At 59.5% G+C, this 26,395-nt stretch carries 21 protein-coding genes; 12 read left to right on the plus strand and 9 right to left on the minus strand.

The window, feature by feature from the left end:
- The first annotated feature begins 340 nt into the window (after nt 1–340).
- Complete coding sequence (locus FFH90_RS08870; protein WP_018929880.1) at nt 341–2,434, plus strand: LTA synthase family protein; 2,094 nt, start codon at nt 341–343, stop codon at nt 2,432–2,434.
- A gap of 60 nt (nt 2,435–2,494) precedes the next feature.
- Here the strand turns inward: FFH90_RS08870 and FFH90_RS08875 are convergent, their stop codons facing one another.
- Complete coding sequence (locus FFH90_RS08875; protein WP_172901242.1) at nt 2,495–2,653, minus strand: DUF3309 family protein; 159 nt, start codon at nt 2,651–2,653, stop codon at nt 2,495–2,497.
- A gap of 288 nt (nt 2,654–2,941) precedes the next feature.
- On the opposite strand from FFH90_RS08875, the gene FFH90_RS08880 reads away from it, so the two are divergent.
- From FFH90_RS08880 to csrA, 3 genes are all read left to right on the plus strand, one after another.
- Nucleotides 2,942–3,757, plus strand: coding sequence for an SDR family oxidoreductase (locus FFH90_RS08880; protein ID WP_018929879.1), 816 nt, complete (start codon nt 2,942–2,944; stop codon nt 3,755–3,757).
- Between the two features lie 65 nt (nt 3,758–3,822).
- Nucleotides 3,823–4,155 carry a YnfA family protein gene (locus FFH90_RS08885; RefSeq protein ID WP_111454907.1) on the plus strand — a complete coding sequence of 111 codons (333 nt, stop codon included), beginning with the start codon at nt 3,823–3,825 and terminating at the stop codon, nt 4,153–4,155.
- 153 nt (nt 4,156–4,308) lie between these two features.
- A complete protein-coding gene (gene csrA / locus FFH90_RS08890) occupies nt 4,309–4,494 on the plus strand; it encodes a carbon storage regulator CsrA (RefSeq protein ID WP_064616631.1) in 186 nt (61 codons plus the stop codon).
- A gap of 5 nt (nt 4,495–4,499) precedes the next feature.
- Here the strand turns inward: csrA and FFH90_RS08895 are convergent, their stop codons facing one another.
- The 5 genes from FFH90_RS08895 to mnmC all read right to left on the minus strand — a co-directional run bounded on the left by FFH90_RS08895 (nt 4,500) and on the right by mnmC (nt 11,650).
- Nucleotides 4,500–4,727, minus strand: coding sequence for a YheU family protein (locus FFH90_RS08895; protein WP_003199186.1), 228 nt, complete (start codon nt 4,725–4,727; stop codon nt 4,500–4,502).
- 65 nt (nt 4,728–4,792) lie between these two features.
- On the minus strand, nt 4,793–5,983 hold the full coding sequence (locus FFH90_RS08900) for an osmoprotectant NAGGN system M42 family peptidase (RefSeq protein ID WP_138867011.1): 1,191 nt from the start codon (nt 5,981–5,983) through the stop codon (nt 4,793–4,795).
- 37 nt (nt 5,984–6,020) lie between these two features.
- Nucleotides 6,021–7,769, minus strand: a complete 1,749-nt coding sequence (gene ngg, locus FFH90_RS08905) for an N-acetylglutaminylglutamine synthetase (RefSeq protein WP_138867012.1) — start codon at nt 7,767–7,769, stop codon at nt 6,021–6,023.
- A gap of 3 nt (nt 7,770–7,772) precedes the next feature.
- On the minus strand, nt 7,773–9,545 hold the full coding sequence (locus FFH90_RS08910) for an N-acetylglutaminylglutamine amidotransferase (RefSeq protein ID WP_111454906.1): 1,773 nt from the start codon (nt 9,543–9,545) through the stop codon (nt 7,773–7,775).
- A gap of 122 nt (nt 9,546–9,667) precedes the next feature.
- Nucleotides 9,668–11,650, minus strand: a complete 1,983-nt coding sequence (gene mnmC / locus FFH90_RS08915) for a bifunctional tRNA (5-methylaminomethyl-2-thiouridine)(34)-methyltransferase MnmD/FAD-dependent 5-carboxymethylaminomethyl-2-thiouridine(34) oxidoreductase MnmC (protein ID WP_138867013.1) — start codon at nt 11,648–11,650, stop codon at nt 9,668–9,670.
- Between the two features lie 207 nt (nt 11,651–11,857).
- On the opposite strand from mnmC, the gene pap reads away from it, so the two are divergent.
- Both pap and FFH90_RS08930 read left to right on the plus strand, forming a co-directional pair.
- A complete protein-coding gene (gene pap / locus FFH90_RS08925) occupies nt 11,858–13,381 on the plus strand; it encodes a polyphosphate:AMP phosphotransferase (RefSeq protein ID WP_028938966.1) in 1,524 nt (507 codons plus the stop codon).
- A 105-nt stretch (nt 13,382–13,486) separates the two neighbouring features.
- Complete coding sequence (locus FFH90_RS08930) at nt 13,487–14,671, plus strand: thiolase family protein (RefSeq protein WP_138867014.1); 1,185 nt, start codon at nt 13,487–13,489, stop codon at nt 14,669–14,671.
- 86 nt (nt 14,672–14,757) lie between these two features.
- Here FFH90_RS08930 and FFH90_RS08935 read toward each other — a convergent pair whose 3' ends face one another.
- Nucleotides 14,758–14,961 (minus strand): DUF6316 family protein, encoded by a 204-nt coding sequence (locus FFH90_RS08935; RefSeq protein ID WP_138867015.1) that lies wholly within the window; start codon nt 14,959–14,961, stop codon nt 14,758–14,760.
- A 201-nt stretch (nt 14,962–15,162) separates the two neighbouring features.
- Here FFH90_RS08935 and FFH90_RS08940 point away from each other — a divergent pair, with 201 nt between their 5' ends.
- Nucleotides 15,163–16,122 (plus strand): DMT family transporter, encoded by a 960-nt coding sequence (locus FFH90_RS08940; RefSeq protein ID WP_111454912.1) that lies wholly within the window; start codon nt 15,163–15,165, stop codon nt 16,120–16,122.
- 35 nt (nt 16,123–16,157) lie between these two features.
- Here the strand turns inward: FFH90_RS08940 and FFH90_RS08945 are convergent, their stop codons facing one another.
- Nucleotides 16,158–17,552 (minus strand): class II fumarate hydratase, encoded by a 1,395-nt coding sequence (locus FFH90_RS08945; RefSeq protein ID WP_018929868.1) that lies wholly within the window; start codon nt 17,550–17,552, stop codon nt 16,158–16,160.
- A 192-nt stretch (nt 17,553–17,744) separates the two neighbouring features.
- Here FFH90_RS08945 and FFH90_RS08950 point away from each other — a divergent pair, with 192 nt between their 5' ends.
- From FFH90_RS08950 to FFH90_RS08970, 5 genes are all read left to right on the plus strand, one after another.
- Nucleotides 17,745–18,275, plus strand: a complete 531-nt coding sequence (locus FFH90_RS08950; RefSeq protein ID WP_018929867.1) for a DUF2059 domain-containing protein — start codon at nt 17,745–17,747, stop codon at nt 18,273–18,275.
- A gap of 12 nt (nt 18,276–18,287) precedes the next feature.
- A complete protein-coding gene (locus FFH90_RS08955; RefSeq protein ID WP_007939900.1) occupies nt 18,288–18,587 on the plus strand; it encodes a BolA family transcriptional regulator in 300 nt (99 codons plus the stop codon).
- A 102-nt stretch (nt 18,588–18,689) separates the two neighbouring features.
- Entirely contained in the window at nt 18,690–19,631 is a 942-nt protein-coding gene (locus FFH90_RS08960; protein ID WP_018929865.1) for a rhodanese-related sulfurtransferase, read from the plus strand.
- A gap of 36 nt (nt 19,632–19,667) precedes the next feature.
- The gene (locus FFH90_RS08965) at nt 19,668–20,270 is read left to right on the plus strand and encodes a DsbA family protein (protein WP_172901241.1); all 603 of its coding nucleotides are present in this window, start codon (nt 19,668–19,670) and stop codon (nt 20,268–20,270) included.
- Nucleotides 20,263–22,080, plus strand: coding sequence for an ABC transporter ATP-binding protein (locus FFH90_RS08970; protein ID WP_111454901.1), 1,818 nt, complete (start codon nt 20,263–20,265; stop codon nt 22,078–22,080). The genes FFH90_RS08965 and FFH90_RS08970 overlap by 8 nt, the downstream gene beginning before the upstream one ends.
- A 13-nt stretch (nt 22,081–22,093) precedes the next feature.
- Here FFH90_RS08970 and FFH90_RS08975 read toward each other — a convergent pair whose 3' ends face one another.
- Entirely contained in the window at nt 22,094–26,287 is a 4,194-nt protein-coding gene (locus tag FFH90_RS08975) for a deaminase domain-containing protein (RefSeq protein WP_111454900.1), read from the minus strand.
- Between the last annotated feature and the right edge of the window lie 108 nt (nt 26,288–26,395).

Consider the following 26,395-nt stretch of genomic DNA (forward strand, 5'->3'; position numbering starts at 1 on the left):
TGATGCGGCCTGTTCAACAACGCCCCGATCAAATCGGGGCGTTTCATTTCTACCAGGGGAGGGGAGTTATTTTGTTTCCGGATATGCGTTGAACGAAATTTTCACAATCTCTCCAAGACAATTCGCCTCAACGAATCAACCCCGCAACTTTGCGCCCACGCCGCTTGTCCCTGACCGCTATGAGCGGCAGTTTGGCTGTCGGGCAGTAATCAATGGCAATGCCGCGGTTGATCGTGCAACATTTGCGCACCGCGCACGCCCCGGGGCCGAGGATGGCCAACAGAGGGCAAGGCGCCACTGTATTTTTGTAACTTCAACTTCCAATGGGTCCTAAAACGACATGGCAAACCCGGACGCCCTGAATCAGCAGCGAGCTACTAGTCGCCTGCTGCAACCGACCGTCAAATCGCATCTGGCCTACACGCTGTTGTGCGCCCTGATCATGATGGTCATGTTCAGCCTGCTGCGCGTCGCGCTGCTGGTCTACAACCGCTCGATGATCCTCGACACACCGGCTTCGACCTTCCTGGAAGCGTTCGCCAATGGCCTGCGTTTCGACTTGCGCCTGGTGGTTTACCTCAGCGTTCCGCTGCTGCTGGCCCTGTTCAGCGCCCGGGCCATGGCGGCCCGCGGGTTCTTCCGGCTCTGGTTGACTGTTGCCTCGAGTATCGCGCTGTTCCTCGGCCTGATGGAGATGGACTTTTACCGCGAGTTCCACCAGCGCCTCAACGGCCTGGTCTTCCAGTATGTGAAAGAAGACCCGAAAACCGTGATGAGCATGCTCTGGTACGGTTTTCCGGTAGTTCGCTACCTGTTGGCCTGGGGGGTGGGCACGTTGATTCTGACCCTCGCGTTCAAGGGCGCCGACCGCGCCACACGTCCTCGCGGGCCGTTCAGCGGTGGCAGCATCGGCACGCGCCAGGTCGCTCCGTGGTATGCGCGCGGCGTGGTGTTCGTGGTCTGCCTGATGGTCTGTGTGGTCGCGGCGCGTGGCACCCTGCGTCAGGGCCCGCCGCTGCGTTGGGGTGACGTCTACACCACCGACTCGAATTTCGCCAACCAGTTGGGCCTCAACGGCACGCTGTCGCTGATCGCCGCGGCCAAGAGCCGGATGTCCGAAGAGCGCGACAACATCTGGAAAGCCACACTGGAACAACCTCTGGCCCAGCAGACCGTGCGCGATATGCTGCTGACTCCGAGCGACAAACTGGTGAACCCGGAGACCGCCGCGGTGCGTCGCAACTACACCCCCGACGCCAACAAGACACTGCCGATCAAGAACGTCGTGGTGATCCTGATGGAAAGCTTCGCCGGTCACTCGGTGGGCGCTCTGGGACGTCCGGGCGAGATCACGCCTTCCTTCGACAAACTGTCGAAAGAAGGTCTGTTGTTCGACCGTTTCTTCTCCAACGGCACCCATACCCACCAAGGTATGTTCGCCACCATGGCCTGCTTCCCGAACCTGCCAGGTTTCGAATACCTGATGCAGACCCCGGAAGGCAGCCACAAACTGTCCGGCCTGCCACAGTTGCTCAGCACTCGTGGCTACGACGATGTGTATGTTTATAACGGCGACTTCGCCTGGGACAACCAGTCGGGCTTCTTCAGCAACCAGGGCATGACCAACTTCATCGGGCGCAATGACTTCGTCAACCCGGTGTTCTCCGACCCGACCTGGGGCGTGTCTGACCAGGACATGTTCAACCGTGGCCTGGAAGAGTTGAAAGCCCGCGACGGCAAGGACAAGAAACCGTTCTATGCCTTGCTGCAAACCCTGTCCAACCACACGCCATACGCCTTGCCGACACCATTGCCGGTGGAGCGCGTGACCGATCGTGGCAGCCTCAACGAACACTTGACCGCCATGCGCTACTCCGACTGGGCATTGGGTCAGTTCTTTGAAAAGGCTCGCAAAGAGCCGTACTTCAAGGAAACCCTGTTCGTGATCGTCGGCGACCACGGTTTTGGCAATGAACAACAGATCACCGAAATGGACCTGGGCCGCTTCAACGTGCCGATGCTGATGATCGGGCCGGGCATACAGGAAAAATTCGGTCAGGTCGACCACACTGTGGGCACCCAGATCGACATCGTGCCGACCATCATGGGCCGCGTGGGTGGCGATGTGGTCCATCAATGCTGGGGGCGTGACTTGCTGAACCTGCCGGAAGGTGACAAGGGTTTCGGCATGATCAAGCCGTCGGGCAGCGATCAGACGGTCGCCTTGCTCACCGCGGACCGCGTGCTGGTACTGCCTAAAGAGATGCCGCCAAGGTTGTATCAATACGAACTGGGCGCTAACCCGAAAGGTGAAGTGATCCCGGCATCGGCTGACGAAGCGGCGCTCAAGCAGAAGCTCGAGTCGTTCATCCAGACGGCTACCAAGAGCCTGTTGGACAACACCGCCGGTGTGGTTGACGGCAAACCGGACTAAGTTTTTCCGGAATACAAAAGAGGCCCTTCGCAGGGCCTCTTTTTTTTGCCGGTAGAATCTCTATATCTTGCCAAGCAGCAATAGGATTAACAGCACCACCAACACCACGCCGATGATACCGGACGGGCCATAACCCCAACTTCTGGAGTGCGGGAAGACCGGCAGGCCGCCTATCAGCAACAGGATAAGAATAACGATAAGAATTGTGCCCATGTCTATTTCCTTGTTGGAAGCGTTGTGGGTTTGACCTGGCGTTTTAGCCATCAGCTGGACTTGTATTAATCCTAGCTGCTTAAAAAATCCGACTCATGGCTATGAAGAAAAATTCCAAGTTTTTTTAATGTTTTTGGAAAGTATGTTTATTTCTTTTGCTCTGTTTCGAAGTTGAAACAACCGCACCGCGCCGTGGTTCATCGCTGGCCATTCAGCACTCTGATGGAGCGTGGGTCGCGCATTATCCTTCGCTACACTCGGTGCATCTTCCCCGGAACAACAAGGCTGTTTGCTATGCAAAATCGCATGATGATCACTGGCGCGGGCTCAGGCCTGGGCCGCGAAATCGCGCTGCGCTGGGCGCGTGAAGGCTGGCAGCTGGCCTTGTCGGATGTCAGTGAGCCCGGTCTGCAGGAAACCCTCAAGTTGGTGCGCGAAGCCGGCGGTGACGGCTTCATTCAGCGCTGCGATGTGCGCGACTACAGTCAGTTGACCGCCTTCGCCCAAGCCTGCGAAGAGAAACTTGGCGGTATCGATGTCATCGTCAACAATGCCGGCGTGGCCTCGGGCGGGTTCTTCAGTGAACTGTCGCTGGAGGACTGGGATTGGCAAATCGCGATCAACCTGATGGGCGTGGTCAAGGGCTGCAAGGCCTTCCTGCCGCTGCTGGAGAAAAGCAAAGGCAAAATCATCAACATCGCCTCGATGGCGGCGCTGATGCAAGGCCCGGCCATGAGCAACTACAACGTGGCCAAGGCGGGTGTGGTGGCGTTGTCCGAAAGTTTGCTGATTGAACTGGCCCATGAGGAAGTCAGCGTGCATGTAGTTTGCCCGTCGTTCTTCCAGACCAATCTACTGGACTCCTTCCGTGGCCCGACCCCGGCCATGAAAGCCCAGGTCGGCAAATTGCTGGAAAGCTCACCGATCACCGCTGCTGACATTGCCGACTACATCTATCAGCAGGTCGCCGCTGGCGAATTCTTGATCCTGCCTCACGAGCAGGGCCGTATGGCCTGGGCGATCAAACAGAAAGACCCGCAATTGCTCTACAACGAAATGACTGTGATGGCCGACAAAATGCGCGCCAAGGCCAAACAAAACGCAGGCTGAACTTGCCTGTGCGCAACACCGTCGTTAGGGTGGCCGCCAACCGGCCATCCCAACGAGACGTCTGCATGCTCAATTACCTGTGGTTTTTCCTCGCCGCGCTGTTCGAAATCGCCGGCTGCTTCGCTTTCTGGATGTGGCTGCGCCAGGGTAAAAGCGTGTGGTGGGTCATCCCGGCCTTGCTCAGCCTGACGTTATTCGCGCTACTGCTGACCCGGGTCGAAGCGAGCTACGCCGGTCGCGCCTATGCCGCCTACGGCGGCATCTACATCATCTCGTCGGTTGGTTGGCTGGCGGTGGTCGAGCGGATTCGACCACTGGGCTCGGACTGGATCGGCGTGGCGCTGTGTGTACTCGGGGCGACTGTCATTTTGTTTGGTCCGCGCCTTACCGCTTCCTGACGGATCGGTCCTTCATTCAAGCGGTTTGTCAGACACGTCCGTCAGGGTGATGCAGCCTGCATTGTAGGGCGGGACTGTTTTGCGGTCGTTGCATTGAAGACCCGCTCTGCGCAGGGCATCTTCAGGGACCGGTAACCCTGAAGGATGAATGCCATGCTTGTACTCAGTCGCGTTGTGGGCGAATTGATATCCATTGGTGACAACATTTCCGTGCGGGTGCTCGCCGTCAACGGAAGCAGTGTGCGCTTCGGTGTTGAAGCGCCACAGCAGGTCAACGTACACCGCGCCGAAGTCTACGAGCGCATCCAGATCAAACAGGCAAAAGCCAAGGCTCGTTAAGGGCTTCAGTCGAACAGGTGCTTGGGCACGTCGTGCTTGAGCATCAACTGGCATTGCTCGCTTTCCGGATCGAAGACGATCAGCGCCTGGCCCTTGGTCAATGCCTGACGCACACGCAACACACGGGTTTCCAGCGGCGTGTCATCGCCGTTGTCCGTGCCGTCACGGGTCACGAAATCCTCGATCAGGCGGGTCAGGGTGTCGACTTCAAGTTGGTCGTGGGGGATCAGCATAAGGCACCTCGGTTAAACATTGGCGCGATGCTACGGCGGATATGAACACATCACCAGTGTTCGCCTCAGCTTTCTGTGCGCTGTCCCAGCAGGCTATCCACCGACGGTACCCGGGTATCGCTTTCCATCTGCGTCTCGTGCTCGATCTGGTGACTGAACCGCTCCAGCGATCCCGTGGCTGGTTGTGCATCGCTGGCGAATACCGGCGGGCTGAGAATATAGGCGCCGAGCAAACGGCTGAGAGCGGCAAGGCTGTCGATGTGGGTACGTTCGTAGCCGTGAGTGGCGTCGCAACCGAAGGCCAGCAGGGCGGTGCGAATGTCATGGCCGGCGGTGACGGCCGAGTGAGCATCGCTGAAGTAATAGCGGAACAGGTCCCGACGTGCCGGCAGTTCGTTGTCAGCGGCCAGGCGTAGCAGATGCCGCGACAGATGATAGTCATAAGGCCCGCCGGAATCCTGCATCGCCACGCTCACCGCGTGTTCGCTGGAGTGCTGGCCGGGCGCGACCGGCGCGATGTCGATGCCGACGAATTCGCTGACATCCCAGGGCAGGGCAGCCGCCGCACCACTGCCGGTTTCCTCGGTTATGGTGAACAGCGGATGGCAGTCGATCATCAACTCTTCGCCGCTGTCGACAATCGCTTTCAGTGCCGCCAGCAGTGCGGCAACGCCAGCCTTGTCGTCGAGGTGACGGGCGCTGATGTGGCCGCTTTCGGTGAACTCCGGCAACGGGTCGAAGGCGACGAAATCGCCGACGCTGATCCCCAGCGAATCGCAATCGGCGCGGGTGGCGCAATAGGCGTCCAGGCGCAATTCGATGTGATCCCAGCTGATCGGCATTTCATCCACGGCGGTGTTGAACGCGTGCCCGGAAGCCATCAGCGGCAACACGCTGCCGCGGATCACGCCGTTGTCGGTGAACAGGCTGACGCGGCTGCCCTCGGCAAAATGGCTGGACCAGCAGCCGACGGGCGCCAGGGTCAGGCGTCCGTTGTCCTTGATCGCGCGAACCGCCGCGCCAATGGTATCCAGGTGAGCGGAGACTGCTCGGTCCGGACTGTTCTTCTTGCCCTTGAGAGTCGCGCGGATGGTGCCGCGACGGGTCATTTCAAAGGGAATGCCCAGCTCTTCGAGGCGCTCGGCCACGTACCGCACGATGGTGTCGGTGAACCCGGTGGGGCTGGGAATGGCGAGCATTTCCAGCAGGACTTTTTGCAGGTAATCGAGATCCGGTTCGGGAATTTTGCTGGTCATGGAAACTCCTGATGGTGTTGGTACAGACAACACATCACTAAGGGACTGCCGGCTGACTATGTGCAAACAACAAATCTACAAACCGCTCGGCCGTCGGCTGCGGTTCATGGTTGGCCAGGCCGGCGCGTTCATTGGCTTCGATAAACACGTACTGCGGCTGGTCGGCGGCCGGTACCATCAGGTCGAGCCCGACCATCGGAATATCCAGCGCTCGCGCCGCGCGCACCGCCGCGTCCACCAAGGCTGGATGCAGAATCGCCGTGACGTCTTCAAGGATGCCGCCGGTATGAAGATTCGCCGTGCGCCGTACGAACAAGTGCTCGCCGGCCGGCAGAATGCTGGCGTAGTCATAACCCGCCGCCTGCAAGGTGCGTTGGGTCTCCTGATCCAGCGGGATTTTGCTTTCGCCGCTGGTTGCCGCCTGACGGCGACGACTCTGGGCTTCGATCAGCGCACCGATGGAATGCTGACCATCGCCCACCACTTCCGCCGGCCGGCGAATGGCAGCCGCGACCACCTCGAAGCCGATCACCAGAATCCGCAAATCGAGGCCTTCGTGAAAACTTTCCAGCAGCACTCGACTGTCGAATGCACGGGCGTTTTCGATGGCTTGCTGGACCTCCTCAATGCTGCGCAAATCCACCGCCACCCCTTGGCCCTGTTCACCGTCCAGCGGTTTGACCACCACCCGTTCGTGCTCGTCGAGAAACGCCAGATTGTCGTCCGCGCTTCCCGCCAGTTGTTGTGCGGGCAGTTTGAGGCCGGCGTTTTTCAGCACCTTGTGAGTCAGGCTTTTGTCCTGGCACAAGGTCATGCTGATGGCGCTGGTCAGATCGCTCAGGGATTCGCGGCAACGCACCCGACGACTGCCGTGGATCAAGGTAAACAGACCGGCTTGCGCGTCATCCACCTGCACCTCAATACCGCGCCGATGAGCCTCTTCGACGATGATCCGCGCATACGGATTGAACTCGGCTTCGGGGCCGGGGCCGAGAAACAACGGCTGGTTGATACCGTTCTTGCGCTTGATCGCAAAGGTCGACAAGTTGCGAAAACCGAGCTTGGCGTAAAGACTCTTCGCCTGACGGTTGTTGTGCAGCACCGACAGGTCCAGGTAACTCAGCCCACGGCTCATGAAGTGTTCGATCAAGTGCCGCACCAGCACTTCACCGACGCCTGGGCGGGAACATTGCGGATCCACCGCCAGGCACCACAGGCTGCTGCCGTTTTCCGGATCGTTGAATGCCTTGTGGTGATTGAGGCCCATGACGCTGCCGATAATCGCGCCGCTGTCCTCGTCTTCGGCCAGCCAGTACACCGGGCCGCCCTGATGATGGGGCGTCAGCAAACCTGCATCGATCGGCAGCATGCCGCGGGCCTGATACAGCTGATTGATCGCCTGCCAGTCCGCCTCGCTTTGCGCCCGACGAATGCGAAAACCGCGAAACACCCGGGTGGCCTGACGGTAATCGCTGAACCACAGGCGCAAAGTATCGGACGGGTCGAGAAACAGTTGCGCCGGTTCCAGCCCCAGCACTTGCTGGGGGGCGGCGACGTACAAGGCGATGTCCCGCTCACCGGGTTGCTCATTGAGCAACTCTTGGGCGAGGCTCGCCGCATCGGGAAAGGTATGGCCGATTAACAACCGGCCCCAACCGCAGTGCACGGCGATGGGCACGGCGCTCAATGCGCTGCCGTCTTCGGCCAGGCGTGCCTGCAAGCGTTCGTAGGAGGGCGCCTGACCGCGCAACAGGCGTTGGCTGTAAGCCGTGGCGTGGGGTTTCATCGATCAGATTCCTTGTTCACTGAGCCACAGGTTCAGGGCCGCCAATTGCCACAGCTTGGAGCCGCGCAACGGCGTTAACTGGCCTTGCGGATCGGTCAGCAGGCGGTCGAGCATGGCGGGGTTGAACAAGCCGCGATCCTGACTCGGATCGAGCAGCAGTTCACGCACCCAGTTCAGTGTGTCGCCCTGCAAATGCTTGAGACCTGGCACCGGGAAGTAGCCTTTTTTGCGATCGATCACTTCGCTCGGAATCACCCGCCGCGCCGCCTCTTTCAGGACTTGCTTGCCGCCATCCGGCAGTTTGAATTTGCCCGGCACCCGCGCTGATAATTCCACCAGGCGATAGTCGAGAAACGGCGTGCGCGCTTCCAGGCCCCAGGCCATGGTCATGTTGTCGACCCGTTTGACGGGGTCGTCTACCAGCATCACGGTGCTGTCCAGGCGCAGGGCTTTGTCCACCGCCGCGTCGGCACCGGGTTGTGCGAAATGTTCCTTCACGAAGTCGCCGGCGGCATCGTTGGCTGTCAGCCATTTCGGTTGCACTGTGGCGGCATAGTCGGCATAGCTGCGGTCGAAAAACGCATCGCGATATGCCGCATACGGATCGCTCGCGCCGTCCACCTGCGGATACCAGTGATACCCGGCGAACAACTCGTCCGCGCCCTGGCCGCTCTGCACCACTTTGCAATGCTTGGCCACTTCCCGGGACAGCAGGTAGAAGGCAATGCAGTCATGGCTGACCATCGGCTCGCTCATGGCGCGGAACGCTGCCGGCAGTTGCTCGATGATCTCTTGTTCGTCGATACGCAGTTGATGGTGCCGGGTGCCGTAGTGTTTGGCGATCAAGTCCGAATACTGAAATTCATCACCGCGCTCGCCACCGGCATCCTGGAAACCGATGGAAAAGGTCGACAAGTCTTCTACCCCGACTTCGCGCAACAGCCCCACCAACAGACTCGAATCGACGCCACCGGACAGCAGCACACCGACATCCACCGCCGCCCGTTGACGGATCGCCACCGCTTCACGGGTGCTGTCGAGCACGCGATCGCGCCAGTCTTCGAGGGTCAGATTCAGTTCGTCGGCATGTGGGCCGTAGGGCAGGGTCCACCAGGTTTTCTGCTCGGTGGTGCCGTCGGCTTCGATACGCATCCAGCTGGCCGGGGGCAGTTTTTCGATGCCCGCCAGCAAGGTGCGAGGGGCCGGGACCACCGCGTGGAAGTTCAGGTAATGATTGAGCGCCACCGGATCGAGGATCGGGTTGATGTCGCCGCCCTTGAGCAATGCCGGCAATGCCGAGGCAAAGCGCAGGCGCTGGCCGGTGCGCGACAGGTACAGCGGCTTCACACCGAGACGGTCGCGGGCGATGAACAGACGCTGGGCGTCACGTTCCCAAATGGCGAAGGCGAACATGCCGTTGAGCTTGGGCAACAGCGCTTCACCCCAGGCGTGATAGCCCTTGAGCAGCACTTCGGTGTCGCCACCGGAGTAGAAGGCATAACCGAGGCTTTCCAGCTCGGTGCGCAGTTCCGGGAAGTTGTAGATAGCGCCGTTGAAGGCCAGGGACAGGCCCAGTTGGTTATCGATCATCGGCTGCGCCGAGCCGTCCGACAGGTCCATGATTTTCAGGCGCCGATGGCCCAGGGCAATCGGGCCTTGGCTGTGGAAACCCCACGCATCAGGGCCGCGAGGGGCCAGGTGATGGGTGATTCGTTCAATGGCTGCGAGGTCCGCAGGTTGATGGTCGAAACGTAATTCTCCAGCTAATCCGCACATAAGTCCTTACCGGTTTTTCCGTTGGGGAGGGTCAATCGATACCCACCAAAAACGGCGGGTACCCGGAAACTGACCCGGCTGAATCCCTGGAGTTTTAGACCGATAAGTTATAAGTCGGTGTGTCAGACTTTTCCGCGAATCAACTGGCGCAAGGCAAAACGGTTGGGATGGCAGGCCTCGGCCACGGCTTTGGGCAAGGGCAAAGGCTCGTTTTCAAGCCATGCCGCCAGCAGCTCTCCGGACAATGGCGCGGTGATCAAACCGCGAGAGCCATGACCGCTGTTGACGTAAAACCCATCAAGCCACGGGCAGGGCACGTCGGGCACTTGCCGGGCATCTTTGCTCAGCGCGGCATAGGCATTGGCGAAGCTGGTCTGATCGGCCAACGGTCCGACAATCGGCAGGTAATCGGGACTGGTGCAGCGGAACGCCGCGCGCCCTTCAAGCTGCTGCGGGTCCAGGTCTTGAACATGCAGGCGGGTGACCAGGTCGGTGGAGATTTCTTCGAGCAACGCCAGGTTGCCGAGGTGCTCGGCGACGGTCGGGGTCAGATCATCACTATTGAAATCGAAGCTGGCGCCGAGGGTGTGTTCGCCCAGACGAGCAGGCGCCACATAGCCTTCGGCGCAGACAACGGTCGCCAGGCTCTGGCTTTCAGGGGTTTGCGCCAGTCGGGTGATCTGGCCGCGAATGCGTTTGAGGGGCAGCTCGGCGCTCTGGGGGAAGCGTTTGATCTCGGCGGCACCGGCGAGAATCACCACGGGCGCGCTGGCCAGCAGTGTCTCGCCGTCCCAGGCCTGCCATTGATCCTCCACCTTGCGCAGTTCCAGCACCTCGCGATGGGGCAGCCACTGAATGTTCGTTGAAGACGCCTGCCACTGGCACAACGCAGGAGGATGAACCCAGCCGCCTTCGGGGAAGAACAGGCCGCCGTGCTCCAGTTCGATGCCGGCCCGGGCCTGTGCTTGCGGTTGATCGAGCAGGTGTACCAGGCCTGGCGAAAAAGCCGCGGCCAATTGCGCCTGACGTTCGGCTTCCTTGGCATTGAAGGCCAGTTGCAAGACCCCGCAATCGTCCCAGTCGACGCCGCGCTGCAACTGTTCCAGCAGGCGCCGGGTGTAACCAAAACCGCTGACGATCAATTGCGACAGCGCGGTGCCGTGGGCCGAAAGCTTGAGGTACAGCACACCCTGAGGGTTGCCCGAGGCTTCCTGCGCCAGTGCTTCGTGGCGCTCCAACAGGCTCACTTGCCAACCCCGCGCGGCGAGACTGGCGGCGCTGGCGCAACCGGCCAGCCCGGCACCGATCACCAGGGCGCGGCGCTCGCCGGTCGGCGGGGTTGGGCGAGCGAACCAGGGTTTAGTCGCGGCAGGTGGTGCGGTCTCTTCAGGCCAGCCAAGAAAGGTGCCCCGCAGGATCTCCCACTTGTGACCGATGCCCGGCGTGCGTTTCATCTTGAAGCCTGCGGCGTTCAACAGACGGCGTACCCAGCCGGTGCTGGTGAAGGTGCTGATGGTCGAGCCGGGTGCCGCCAGACGCGCCAGTTCAGCAAACAGCTCGGCAGTCCACATGTCGGGGTTTTTCGCCGGGGCAAAACCGTCGAGAAACCAGGCGTCGATCTGCGCGTCCAGTTGCGGCAACTGCTCCAGTGCATCACCAATCAGCAGGGTCAGGGTGACGCGGCCGTTGCCCAGCACCAGCCGCTGAAAGCCTTGATGAATCGCCACGTACTGCGGCAGCAATTGATCGGCGAACGGCTTGAGATCCGGCCATAACGCCAGGGCCCGTTGCAGATCGGCGGTGCTCAGCGGGTACTTTTCGACACTGACAAAATGCAGCCGCGCACCGGCCACTGCGTGCTGTTCGAACAACTGCCAGGCACAGAGAAAATTCAGTCCGGTGCCGAAACCTGTTTCGCCAATCACCAGTCGCCCACCCGCCGGCAATGCGGCGAAGCGGTCGCGCAAATCGTTTTGCTCCAGAAACACGTAACGGGTTTCTTCAAGGCCCGACTGGTCGGAAAAATACACATCATCGAACACCCGCGAACGCGGGCGACCTTGGTCGTCCCAGTCGAGCTGGGCGTGGGGCAATACAGGTTTCATGGCAGGCTCGGCAACGGCAAGACCGCCATTCTAGCCGATCGCCAGCGGGGTGCTTGATCCATAACCTGTAGGAGCGAGGCTTGCCCGCGAAGAATTCGCCGCGGTTTTTCAGGTATTACGCGTCATCGTTCTTCGCGGGCAAGCCTCGCTCCTACAGGTTGTGCGGCGAATCCGCTAGTCTTGCTCAATCCTGGAAGGAGTGTCTCCATGTTCGAATCCGCCGAAATCGGTCATGCCATTGACAAAGAAACCTATGAAGCCGAAGTGCCGGCCCTGCGTGAAGCCTTGCTCGAAGCGCAGTTCGAACTTCGGCAGCAACACCGTTTTCCAGTGATCATTTTGATCAACGGCATCGAAGGGGCCGGCAAGGGCGAGACGGTCAAGTTGCTCAACGAATGGATGGACCCGCGCCTGATCGAGGTCCGCACCTTCGACCAGCAAACCGACGAAGAGCTGGCTCGACCACCCGCCTGGCGCTATTGGCGGATGCTCCCGGCCAAGGGGCGCATGGGGATTTTCTTCGGTAACTGGTACAGCCAGATGCTGCAAGGGCGGGTTCATGGTTTGTTCAAGGATCCGCGACTCGATCAAGCCATCAACGGCGCCGAACGGCTGGAGAAGATGTTGTGCGACGAAGGCGCGCTGATCTTCAAATTCTGGTTTCACCTCTCCAAGAAACAAATGAAAGCGCGGCTCAAGGCGCTGAACGACGATCCGCTGCACAGCTGGCGCATCAGCCCGCTGGACTGGCAACAATCCGCGACCTACGACAAGTTCGTGAAGTACGGCGAACGGGTGCTGCGCCGCACCAGTCGCGACTACGCGCCGTGGCACGTGATTGCTGGCCTGGATGCGCGTTATCGCAGCCTGGCGGTCGGCAAGATTCTGCTCGAGGGCCTGCAGAGCGCGCTCAAGAGACCCAGGATTCACCCGCACAAAGTCAGTGCCGCGCCCTTGTCTCCCAGCGTCGATCACGTGAATCTGCTCGACAGCCTGGACCTGACCCTGAACCTGGACAAGGACGATTACGAAGAGCAACTGATTACCGAGCAGGCACGGTTTTCCGGGCTGATGCGCGACAAACGCATGCGTCGTCACGCGTTGATCGCGGTGTTCGAGGGCAACGACGCGGCAGGCAAGGGCGGGGCGATCCGTCGGGTGGCCGCGGCACTCGACCCACGTCAGTACAACATCGTGCCGATCGCCGCGCCTACCGAAGAAGAACGGGCGCAGCCGTATCTCTGGCGGTTCTGGCGGCATATTCCGGCGCGGGGAAAATTCACTGTGTTCGATCGTTCCTGGTATGGCCGGGTGCTGGTGGAGCGCATCGAGGGTTTTTGCAGCGAGGCGGACTGGTTGCGTGCCTACAGCGAGATCAACGACTTCGAAGAGCAGCTCGACGATGCCGGGGTGATCGTGGTCAAGTTCTGGCTGACCATCGACAAACAGACTCAGATGGAGCGCTTCCAGGAGCGCGAAGAGATCCCCTTCAAGCGTTTCAAGATCACTGAAGACGACTGGCGTAACCGCGACAAGTGGGACGATTACCGCGCCGCGGTCGGCGATATGGTCGACCGCACCAGCACCGAGGTATCGCCCTGGACCCTGGTGGAGGCCAACGACAAGCGCTGGGCGCGGGTCAAGGTATTGCGCACCCTCAATGAGGCGCTGGAAGCAGCATTCGAAAAGTCCGACAAACGGGAGAAGAAACTGCAAAAGCGCAAGCGCTGAGCCGATGGTTACGCATACGCGGGGTGAATGATTGTCGCGGTCAGTCATGAGTGGGGCTTATGCTCGATCCAACTCCCGACTGACAACAACAATGAGGTGTATGCCATGCGTGAAGTGGTGATCGTCGACAGCGTGCGGACCGGCCTGGCCAAATCCTTTCGCGGCAAGTTCAACATGACCCGTCCCGATGACATGGCGGCCCACTGTGTCAACGCGCTGCTCACGCGCAATGACGTCGACCCGGCCAGCGTCGAGGATTGCATCGTCGGCGCCGGTTCCAACGAAGGTGCCCAGGGTTACAACATCGGTCGCAACGTCGCGGTGCTGTCGCACCTGGGCATCGGCACGGGTGGCATGACCCTTAACCGCTTCTGTTCGTCGGGCTTGCAGGCCATCGCGATTGCCGCCAATCAGATCGCTTCCGGTTGCAGCGACATCATCGTCGCCGGCGGTGTCGAGTCGATCAGCCTGACCATGAAAAGCGTCAACACCGATCACCTGATCAACCCGCTGCTGAAAGAGCAGGTGCCAGGTATCTATTTCCCCATGGGCCAGACGGCCGAGATCGTCGCGCGTCGTTACAGCGTCAGCCGCGAGGAGCAGGATCTGTACGCCCTGCAAAGCCAGCAACGTACCGCTCTGGCGCAGGCCGCCGGGTTGTTCAACGATGAAATCGTGCCGATGGCGGTGAAGTATCGCGTTGAAGACAAGGCCACCGGCCAGGTGCAGATCCTCGACGGCATTGTCGATCACGACGACTGCAACCGCCCCGACACCACCCTGCAAAGCCTGGCGGGATTGAAACCGGTGTTTGCCGAAGACGGCTCAGTAACGGCCGGCAACTCTTCGCAGCTGTCCGACGGTGCTTCGATGACCCTGGTGATGAGCCTGGAAAAAGCCCTGGCGCTGGGGCTCAAGCCCAAAGCCTTCTTTCGCGGTTTCACCGTGGCCGGGTGCCAGCCGGACGAGATGGGCATCGGCCCGGTGTTCTCGGTGCCGAAGTTGCTCAAGGCCAAGGGGTTGCAGATTGCCGACATTGATTTGTGGGAGCTCAATGAAGCGTTCGCCTCGCAATGCCTGTACAGCCGCGATCGGCTGGAAATCGACAACGACAAATACAACGTCAATGGCGGCTCGATTTCCATCGGCCACCCGTTCGGCATGACCGGTTCGCGTCAGGTCGGGCACATCGTGCGCGAGTTGCAGCGGCGTAACCTGCGTTACGGCATCGTTACCATGTGCGTGGGGGGCGGGATGGGGGCTACGGGGTTGTTTGAGGCGGTGCGGTAATTCCGTGAGGTCGCCTTCGCGGGCAAGCCTCGCTCCTTGTATGTTGCGCTTACACCCCGCGAGAGCAGTTATGCTCGCGGGTGTTGTCATCTCGATGACATGTTCATGCTCAAAGCCTGCATCCGCTCGATATAAGCCTGGATCTCCTTCTCGGCCGTCGCCGGATTATCGAACGGCCCCTCCAGGGTCTGTTCCCGGGTGGTGAAATACAACTCCCCATTGACACGACACAACCGGTCACAGCGAAAGTGCGTGGCGGGGGTGGTGTCCTGGGCGCGCATGCCGTACATGGGCGATCTCCTGCAGAGGGCGGTTTCAATGAGCTTATGCATGAACCCTTTGCAACGCCTGGCGAGCTGATCGACGGCATCCCGTCAATGTCATGGTGCGACCCGCACAGTTTCATTCGCGGCCCGAGGGCAACTGTCCCTGTGTCGCGCTTCGGTCTGAGCCTAGAATGAGCATTCTTGCCAATGGGCTTCGGGGGCAGCATGCATATTTCATCGGGTCGCTGGGTGTACGGTTTATTCCTGGCCTTGCTGACCGCGTTGTTGTGGGGAATTCTGCCGATCAAACTCAAGCAAGTGCTGCTGGTGATGGACCCAGTGACAGTGACCTGGTTTCGCCTGATGGTGTCCGGCGGGTGCCTGTTCATATATCTGGCGGCGACCAGACGCTTGCCGAGTCGCAAAGTCCTCGGCCCGCGCGGTGGCTGGTTGGTGTTGATGGCGGTACTCGGACTGGTCGGCAACTACGTGCTGTACCTGATGGGCCTGAACCTGCTCAGCGCCGGCACCGCACAACTGGTGGTGCAGATGGGCCCGATCATGTTGCTGATCGCCAGTCTGTTCGTGTTCAAGGAGCGTTTCAGCGTGGGGCAGGGGATTGGCCTGCTGGTGCTGCTGATCGGCTTTGCACTGTTCTTCAATCAGCGCCTGGGCGAGTTGCTCACCTCCCTGACCGATTACACCGCGGGTGTGCTGATGGTGCTGTTGGCGTCGACGGTCTGGACCTTCTATGCCTTGGGCCAGAAGCAGTTGCTCACGGTGTGGAATTCGTTGCAGGTGATGATGGTGATTTACCTGTTCTGCGCGCTGTTGCTGACGCCGTGGGTGCATCCGCTGGAAGCACTGCAACTGAGCCCGCTGCAAGGCTGGCTGCTGCTGGCGTGCTGCTTGAACACCCTGATCGCGTATGGCGCCTTCGCCGAAGCCCTGGCCCATTGGGAAGCGTCGCGGGTCAGCGCGACGCTGGCGATCACGCCGCTGGTGACCTTTGCCGCGGTGGCCGTGGCGGCCTGGTTATGGCCTGATTTTGTGCATGCCGAAACGATCAACGGTCTGGGTTATGGCGGGGCGGTGCTGGTGGTGCTCGGGTCGGCGCTGGTGGCGTTGGGGCCATCGTTGATCGCCGGGCTTCGTGCCAGAAAGATCAAAATGGCGGTTGAGTGATCGTTCCCACGTAGCGTGGGAACGATCAGGGATAATCAGCCCTTGGCCCCTGCCTCCAGCATATTCTCCGGCCTCACCCACGCATCGAACTCTTCATTGGTCAGATACCCCAACTTCAACGCCGCCTCACGCAGTGTCAGCCCCTCGCTGTAGGCCTTCTTGGCAATCTCGGCTGATTTGTCGTAGCCGATGTGCGGGTTCAGCGCCGTCACCAGCATCAAGCCTCGTTCCAGATGCTCGGCCATTTTCTCGGCATCCGGTTCCAGGCCGGCGATGCAATGCTGCTGGAAGTTGCTGCAGCCGTCGCCCAGCAAGCGGATCGATTGCAGCAGGTTGTGGATGATCACCGGTTTGAACACGTTCAATTGCAGGTGCCCCTGACTGGCGGCAAAACCGATGGCGACGTCATTGCCCAACACTTGGCAGGCCAGCATCGACAGGGCTTCGCACTGAGTCGGGTTGACCTTGCCGGGCATGATCGAGCTGCCCGGCTCGTTGGCCGGCAGTTTCACCTCGGCAAAACCGGCTCGTGGTCCGGAGCCCAGCACGCGCAGGTCGTTGGCGATTTTCATCAGGGTCACAGCGAGGGTTTTCAGGGCGCCGGACAGCGTGGTCAGTGGCTCATGACCGGCCAGTGCGGCGAATTTGTTCGGCGCGGTGACGAACGGCAGGCCGGAGAGGGCGGCCAGTTCGGCGGCGATCGCTTCGCCAAAACCGTGGGGTGAGTTCAACCCGGTGCCGACCGCGGTGCCGCCCTGGGCCAGTTCACAGACCGCCGGCAACGCGCTGCGGATTGCCCGCTCGGCGTAATCCAGTTGTGCGATGAACGCCGAGAGTTCCTGACCGAAGGTAATCGGCGTGGCGTCCATCATGTGGGTACGACCGGTCTTGACCAGTTTCATGTGCCGCGCGGACAGCTCCGCCAAGCCGCCGGACAACTCAGCGATCGCCGGCAGCAAATGCTGTTGCACCGCCTGAACCGTCGCGATGTGCATAGCCGTGGGGAAGCAGTCGTTGGAACTCTGGGAGCGGTTGACGTGATCGTTGGGGTGCACCGGGCTCTTGCCACCGCGCGGGTTGCCGGCCAGTTCGTTGGCGCGACCGGCGATCACTTCGTTGACGTTCATGTTGCTCTGGGTGCCGCTGCCGGTCTGCCAGACCACCAGCGGGAACTGGTCGTCATGTTGGCCGTCGAGCACTTCGTCGGCCGCTTGTTCGATCAGGCGGGCGATGTCGGCGGGCAGGTCGCCATTACGATCATTGACGCGTGCCGCGGCTTTCTTGATCAGGGCCAGGGCATGCAACACAGCCAGCGGCATGCGTTCGTTGCCAATGGCGAAATTAATCAGCGAGCGTTGCGTCTGAGCGCCCCAGTAAGCGTCATCCGGGACTTCCACCTGGCCCAGGCTGTCGGTTTCGATACGGCTCATCATGCACACTCCTGTAGGTCTGATAGCGCAGTTTAGGCTGTGATCGCCGGTCGTGGTTCCATCAGTCTGGAATTTGACCGTTCAACCCCTCAAAATCAGTCGCGACAAGGCTTGGGGTTGAGCGACACACTTTTTTAGGCGCAGAATGGGCGCCCTTGGGGTTATACCTCGCCTGCTAGAAAAGGAAACTCGATGACTCGTCTTCGTGCCATCTGTACCGCGGTTGCACTGGTTTGCGCCAGCGGCCAGGTTTTTGCCGATACCGCCAGCCACAACGCCAGTGCCGAAGCTTTCCTGACCCTGGCGCACGCTGACAAACTGGGCACTCCGGTGTACATGCAAGTGCAGCAAATGTTCGCTCAGCGCTTTGAACAGACCAAAGCCCCTGAGTCGAAAAAAGCCGTTCTGGAAACTTATCAGGCCAAGGCCAACGCAGCGCTGGACGCAGCCATTGGCTGGAACAAGCTGAAGCCGGACATGGTCAAGCTCTACACCACCAACTTCAGCGAATCCGAGCTCAAGGATCTGGTGGCGTTCTACCAGTCGCCACTGGGCAAGAAAGTCCTGGAAAAAATGCCGCAGCTGACTCAGCAATCGGCCCAGATGACTCAAGCCAAGCTGGAAAGCGCGGTGCCTGTGGTCAACAAACTGCTGGCAGACATGACTAACGAGCTGGATCCTAAAGCCGGCGCCGCTGCTCCTGCAGCCAAGAAAAAGCCTTAAGCGGAGCCGGGTATGACCATGCAACAACGCATCGAATCGACGCTGGGGCTGCTACAGCCCGAGCACCTGCAAGTGCTGGATGAAAGCCATATGCACAGCCGTGGGTTGCAGACCCACTTCAAGGCGGTGGTGGTCAGCCGGCAGTTCGAAGGGCTCAATCGCGTCAAGCGTCACCAGAAGGTGTACGGCACTTTGGGCGAACTGATGGGCGAGTTCCATGCGTTGGCGCTGCATACCTACACGCCGGAGGAATGGGCGCAGATCGATGCGGCTCCGGCCTCGCCGACCTGTGCTGGCGGCAGCAAGCATTAACCCTTGGTTTTTTGCTAGAATCCGCAACGCGCCGCTTACCCGGCGCGTTTTTTTTCGCATCCGGTTCACCCCTTACGAGGGTAGCCACCTGGAGAATCACCCATGACACAACAGATTGTCGTGGCGGCACTGTATAAGTTCGTCACCCTGGAAAATTACGTTGATCTGCGTGAGCCACTGCTGCAAGCGATGATCGACAACGGCATCAAAGGCACGCTGCTGATCGCCGAAGAAGGCATCAACGGCACCGTGTCCGGCAGCCGCGAAGGCATCGACGGGCTGATGGCCTGGCTCAAGAACGACCCGCGCATGGACGACATCGACCACAAAGAGTCGTACTGCGACGAACAGCCGTTCTACCGCACCAAAGTCAAACTCAAGAAAGAAATCGTCACCCTGGGCGTTGAGGGCGTGGACCCGAACAAAAAGGTCGGCACCTATGTGGATCCGCAGAACTGGAACGCGCTCATCAGCGATCCGGAAGTGCTGTTGATCGACACCCGTAATGACTACGAAGTCTCGATCGGCACCTTCGAAGGCGCCATCGATCCGAAGACCACCAGTTTTCGCGAATTCCCCGACTACATCAAAGCCAACTTCGACCCGGCCGTGCACAAGAAAGTCGCGATGTTCTGCACCGGCGGCATTCGCTGCGAGAAGGCGTCGAGCTACATGCTCAGCCAGGGTTTCGACGAGGTCTATCACCTCAAGGGCGGCATCCTGAAGTACCTCGAAGAGGTGCCGCAGGAAGAAACCAAATGGCAGGGCGACTGCTTCGTGTTCGATAACCGCGTGACCGTTCGTCACGATCTCAGCGAAGGCGACTACGATCAATGTCATGCCTGTCGTACGCCCGTCAGCGTTGAAGACCGCGCATCCGAGCACTATGTGGCCGGCATCAGTTGCCCGCATTGCTGGGATAAGCTGAGCGAGAAAACCCGTCGCAGTGCCATCGACCGGCAGAAGCAGATCGAACTGGCCAAGGCGCGCAACATGCCGCACCCGATCGGTTACAACTACAAGCAATCCGCTTCCGAGGCTTGAACCATGTCTGCACGCCTGCTCTATGTGATGGATCCGATGTGTTCCTGGTGCTGGGGCTTCGCTCCGGTGGCCAAAGCGCTGGTTGAGCAGGCGCAGGCGGCGGGTGTGGAGTTGCATCTGGTGGTGGGTGGTTTGCGCACCGGCAGTGGCGCGGCGCTGGAGCCGACCACCCGGCGCTATATTCTTGAGCACTGGCAGGCGGTTCACGAGGCCACCGGCCAGCCGTTCAAGTTTGAAGGCGCGTTGCCCGACGGGTTTGTCTACGACACCGAGCCTGCCTGTCGGGCGCTGGTGACTGCGCGCAGCCTGGCGCCGGATTGCGCCTGGACACTGCTCGGGCTGATCCAGCATGCGTTCTATGCTGAAGGTCGCGACGTTACCCGTGCCAGCGTGTTGGTGGAACTGGCGGAGCAGGCCGGTTTGCCACGCATCGAATTTGCCGCAGCCTTCGATCGTGCCGATCAGCACGCTGCGACCGCCGCCGATTTCACTTGGGTCCAGGACCTGGGTATTGCCGGTTTTCCGACCTTGCTGGCAGAGCGCAATGGTCAATTGGCGCTGCTGACCAATGGCTATCAGCCCTTGAGCGAGTTGTCACCGTTGCTCGGCCGCTGGCTGGAGCGCGCTGCCTGTGCATGATCTGCCCGATGATGCAGCAGCTCCCAAACGTGTCGATCGGCTGAGCTGGGCGGAAGTCCGCCGCCTGGCCCTACACCATAAAAAATCCCTGTGGATTGCCAACGGCGTTGCGGTATTGGCAACGCTGTGCAGCGTGCCGATCCCGTTGCTGTTGCCGTTGCTGGTGGATGAAGTGCTGCTGGGGCATGGTGACGTTGCGCTGAAAATCATGAACCACGCGCTGCCCGACGTCTGGCAGAAAGCCGCGGGTTATATCGGCCTGATGCTGCTGGTGACCCTGGCGCTGCGTTGCGCCGCGTTGTTGTTCAACGTGGTGCAGGCGAAATTGTTTGCGGCGCTGGCCAAGGACATCGTGTATCGGATTCGGGTGCGGTTGATCGACCGGCTCAAGCGCATCTCGCTGGGCGAATACGAAAGCCTGGGCAGTGGCACGGTGACCACGCATCTGGTCACCGACCTGGACACGCTGGACAAATTCGTCGGCGAAACCCTCAGTCGTTTCCTCGTGGCGATGCTGACACTGGTGGGCACCGCATCGATCCTGATGTGGATGCACTGGAAACTCGCGCTGCTGATCCTGCTGTTCAACCCGCTGGTGATCTACGCCACGGTGCAGTTGGGCAAGCGGGTCAAACATCTGAAGAAGCTCGAGAACGACAGCACCTCACGCTTCACCCAAGCCTTGACCGAAACCCTGGACGCCATCCAGGAAGTGCGTGCCGGTAATCGTCAGGGTTTTTTCCTCGGACGGTTGGGGCAGCGAGCGCGGGAAGTGCGCGATTACGCGGTGAGCTCGCAGTGGAAAACCGATGCATCGAATCGGGCCAGCGGTTTGCTGTTCCAGTTCGGCATCGATATTTTCCGCGCCGCGGCCATGCTCACCGTGCTGTTTTCCGACCTGTCCATCGGCCAGATGCTGGCGGTGTTCAGCTACCTGTGGTTCATGATCGGTCCGGTGGAACAGCTGCTCAATCTGCAGTACGCCTTTTATGCCGCTGGTGGTGCGCTGTCGCGGATCAACGAGTTGCTGGCCCGTGCCGACGAGCCGCAATACACCGGCAGTGTCGATCCGTTCCAAGGGCGCGACACGGTGGGCATCGAAGTGCAGGGGCTGAGTTTCGGCTACGGCGACGAGTTGGTGCTGAATCAAATGAACCTGTCGATTGCCCCCGGTGAAAAAGTCGCGATTGTCGGCGCCAGCGGTGGAGGCAAAAGTACCCTGGTGCAGTTGCTGCTGGGCTTGTACACGCCGCTGGCCGGGACTATCCGTTTCGGTGGTTCGACTCAGCAAGAGATCGGCCTGGAAACCGTGCGCGAAAATGTCGCCGTGGTCCTGCAACATCCCGCCCTGTTCAACGACACCGTGCGCGCCAACCTGACCATGGGCCGCGAACGCAGTGACGAGGCCTGCTGGCAGGCACTGGAAATTGCTCAGTTGCAACACACTGTGCGTGAACTGCCCAATGGCCTGGACAGTATCGTCGGGCGATCCGGCGTGCGTTTATCCGGCGGGCAGCGTCAACGCCTGGCGATTGCCCGAATGGTGTTGGCCGAGCCCAAAGTGGTGATCCTCGACGAAGCCACGTCCGCGCTGGACGCGGCCACTGAGTACAACCTGCACCAGGCGCTGGCGCGGTTCTTGAGCCACCGCACCACGTTGATCATTGCGCATCGATTGTCGGCCGTGAAGCAGGCCGATCGGGTGCTGGTGTTCGATGGCGGGCAGGTTGCCGAGGATGGCGACCATCAGCAGTTGATTGCCGATGGTGGTTTGTACGCCAAGCTGTATGGGCATTTGCAGCAGCACTGATAAAGTCGCGAAGTCATTTCCAGGTCACTTGCAGTGCACCAGGGCTACCGTCATAACCAAATTGCTTCATGACGACGGCGCATGAGTCGCAAGGCGCCATAGTGGTGGCTATCGTGATGGAATCAAGATCTTTAGGGTCAGGGTATTTGGTTCGTATGACGCTGATGAGCTTGCTTTCGGTGTCCAGCGAAGTGGGGCGAGATGTGAGCGCAGGCGTGTACGTCTCAATATTGTCGATGGTGTGGGGGATCGCCTGTAGCTTGCCTTGGGGAGTTACGCTAAGTGCCGTCTCCGGGAAGCGCATTCCATTATCTATATTGAAGTAACTCGTACTGCCGACTTTTACTTCATCCATATTTCTGTTTTTGGCAAACAACGGCAAAAAGCCGGTGTCACGCTTGCTACCGGATACGCTGACATACACTTCACGCACCCCTGCCTTGGTCTTGATTTCGACGAACGCAATGTTCCTGGGGTTGTGCAAAGGCCGACCGGTTTTTTGCCTGATAAGTTCTTGTAGTTGCCGCATTGTGTCATCGATTTTTAATGCCTTGGGTCCGCCCTGAACCGACGACTCCAAGGTTATGACGGTTTTCTGAAACAGTGTGTTGAAAACCTCCGCAGTCGTATCCCGCACGCTGTCCGGCGTAGCCTTGGACAACGACCAGGTCGCGGCGCCATCGGTGGAGTTCCTGATGATCATTCTTGTGGAGTGATCGAACAGGGCCGCTTCTGCTGGGCTGGTATCGACCTTGAGCAATCTGAGCGTATCGGGCGGATTGGCATGGCTACCGATCGAAATGGCAATTTCATCCATGGCTCTCAATGCGCGCTCCACCGCTTCCTGGCCATGGATTCTTACCATGTTATTGGAGTTCAGTGAGCCGGTGTACACCACCATTAACTCTTTCCTCAGTTCGTCAGGAAGGGTGTCGGCTTTTCTGAAGGTCAGGAGGTCTTTAACGCTTTGGCCCTTTGCGCGCGAGGTAACGTAAAAGTCTCCCGCGCTCAGCCGCGTGAACACGTAATGTTTTGAACCGTCGATTGACTCTACGATAGTTGCGCCCACGCGAAATTTATCGACGAGTTTTTGCCCGGATACGGGAACGCTGACCATGACCCGCCCATACATCCCTTTCTGAAACTCCAGTACGGCCTTGAGGGACGAATTGGCAGCTATTGAGGACACTTGCATCGGTGTCCTGCCTGTTGCGGGGGTGTAAATGGCGTCTCCGAACCAGGGGGCCCAGCCTTTGGTTTCATCGAAAGTAGCGATAGCAGGGGTAGGAGCCGGGTCGCGAGTGACGTAGCTTGTTTGACACAGCTCGGGACCAGGGGCGCGACGTACCCGGCAAGGCAAGGATCTGAACATTGCCTGATCATCAATCAAGTCGGCACGGCGCAGTTGGTTGCCGTCCAGACGATAGGGAATGTCATCAACGAACAGCGTGGTTCGACCATCGACCTCAAGTACTTCACGGACATGGGCGTCTTTCGGAAGTTCTACCAGGACGTGGGATTCGGTAGGAGATAACGTTTTGAAGGTTGACCGGCCCTGTACGAGGTTTTTGCTGTGATTGTGCAGGCGGGGGCCGTAGGGCAAGGATGTCACTGGATCGACGGGGTGGAATCGGGTCAGGTCCGATGGGCTGGTATTGCGCACAAGTACATCATCGACACCGTTGACCGTTGCCAGTCGATCACCGCTTGCCAGCGGCTTCCAGCGCCCCGGATCGGTTGTCTGGGGCAGGTTGTGCACCAGTCGGTAGCTGTCGGCGTGTCCTGTCAGTTTCTTGAACCCGCTAACACCAATGCGTCCCGCCGTATGCAGTCCTTTCCACGCACCGCTTCCCAGTGTCTTGAGTAGTGTCGGGACCCCATCCAGCGGATTGAGGTTGCTCAGGGAAGCGGTCAGGAGTTTTCGGGTCAATGTTGAAAAGGAAGGCAGACTTGCTTTGACGGTCATTTGCGAGGCTTTGGCGCCCGCCTTGATCAGCCGCACCGAACCTGACATGAATTTCCCGACAGGGGTGAGGAATGAAGCCAGGTCCAGCACGACTCCGGCTACGCCTATGAGTATCTGCTCAATTTTGCCCGACAAAATGTCCTCGATACTGCCCCAGAAGGGTACAAGCCCTTTGGCTATTTCGAGGGTCGTACTGATCCTTTGTTCGCTTCTGGTCCTGATGGTGTCGAATGCCGTCACGCCGCGAGACTGGGTACGCAATAGCTGTTCGTCGACGAACAGGAAGTTCGTTGCAATGTAGTGGGCCACTGCATTCAAACGGGAGGATGCCAGCGCTGTTACTTCGCTATCGTTAACGGCTGCGATTGGCGATACAACTGTGGGCACGTCGCCTACCACGCCGAGGATCGCCACGCAGTACGCTCTGTCAGCAGGCTGCGTGCCATTTAAGTGAGCGGCCCAATCGAGAAGCAGCGTAGTGCTGATTTCAGGAGTATATGTTTGTCCGGGGATCGAGGCGTGCAATGGAAACGTGGTGCGAACCCCGTTGACTGTTGAAACTCTCAGGTGGGGTCGACGACGAATGACGCCAGCACTCGGGATCAGTTCGTAATAGGTAATTTCATGATTGTGGGTCACCTGTAGAACGAAACCTTTTCTTGGCCGGATGTCTCCCCTTGCCTTGATGAGTTTTTCGTCCAGGTGCAGGCTCAGCAAGCGGACGTCACCCCGTTCAAGGGCCTGGCGGTCGGTCAGTGGCAGTGAGGTCAGCAAACTGGCGATCAGGGGCTGATAGGCCGTCCTGATTTTCGAGAGGTAGTTTGTGAAGTCTGTTTCAAACTGCGTGTTGATATCGGGCAACGTCTTGCCTCCGTATCTGGTAATCACACGCCTTTCGATCCCCTCATGATCCTTGCGAAAGAGTTCCTCATGACGCAGGATTCGCTTGTCGTCGATCTTGATCCAGTGACGGGTTCGTGTTTTTCCGTCGGACCGGGTTACAAACCATTTTCTCTTGTCATCGAATTGGCCGTCGGCATAGACATCCAGGAATGCATAGCCTGGCAGCTTCAATGAGGGTGTGTCTTTGGGGCCGCCGCTCGGTGGATCATCGCGCAGCAACTTGAGCCCGTCCGATTCGAACATGGCCTCGCCAAACAGATCATCCTTTACCCGTTTGGCCATCTTCAATCTTTCAGGGGGTGGCAAGTCCAGTGCCATAATGGCGTTGTTCAGGCTCTTGCTGTGGCTTTCCAGCGCCGCCATCGCCCGCTTCATATCGTCCTCGTCGTAATCGGATTTTGTTCGCGATTGAACGATGCCGCAGCAGACCGCCCATTCCAGTGCCGGCCCCATCCTCAGTCGAGTTATCTGCTCAAGTTGTTCGGGCGAGGCGTCGGCGCTCCGGCTCAGGGGCAAGTCGACGAGTTGTTGAAAGGACAGCGCTTGCAATCGATCAAGGCCGAGTTCATCTGCCAGCAGCACGCCGTGCATGAAGTTCACCCACACCACCGAACTTTTGTAAGGAAGGTCGGACGGGATATCGCGCACAGCGAAGTCCTTTGAGAGGCGGGTCTCGAACACCCGCGCGAGAAAGGCCGCCTCTTTTGCATCGGTCACCCGGTTGGTGCGCAGCAAGTGCTGTTCAAAATCGCTGCGCAGGGCCTGGTAGCTTTTGCCCCAGTGAGCCGTGTCTTGCCAGCGGAATCCGGCGACTTCCTGCGGCTCATCCGCTGACGGGGCTTGCAAGTAAAGGCATATGGCTTTGCATACGAGCTGATGGCGCACGGACGCCGAAGTTTGTTCGCCAGGGCCTGCGCCATACCACCTGAGCATCTTGAGCAGCCTGTCCCCCAGCTCTTTCGCTTCGACTGTGTTCAGTATTCGCTGGAGGAATACTGACGGCGTTGCTCGCAGTTGATCCATGGAGGTGGAAGCCAGTACAGAGGCGCCGAGATGACCGATTAACGAACGCTTGCCATTCAGGAAAGCCTTCACGATGTTGGTGATTTGAACATCGATGCGTTTTGCCTTGTAAGTGTCGATGGTCATGTGTTGCGCGAGGTTGGGGGCCCCGCGTTGAATAAGCTTGAACCCTCGTCGATCCTGGGCGGTGGTGCGCAGGCCGAAGTTTTCGATATCCGGGCCGTCGTCGAGTCCCAGAGCCTGTCTGGCGCGAAATTCTTCGTCTGCCGGTGACAGCGCCGGTTGATCGGGTGAAGGTGAAGACGTCTCTGTCATGTTGCACTCCTTTGAAAGGGATCCCGTAACGGATAGGGGGAGCCCGAAGTGCCCAGTAAACAGATCTCCAAACTGGCCTTGGCGGTATATATCTATATGGGGCGCACG

It is taken from the genome of Pseudomonas sp. ATCC 43928 (assembly GCF_005938665.2).
In the GTDB taxonomy this organism is placed as follows: Bacteria; Pseudomonadota; Gammaproteobacteria; order Pseudomonadales; family Pseudomonadaceae; genus Aquipseudomonas.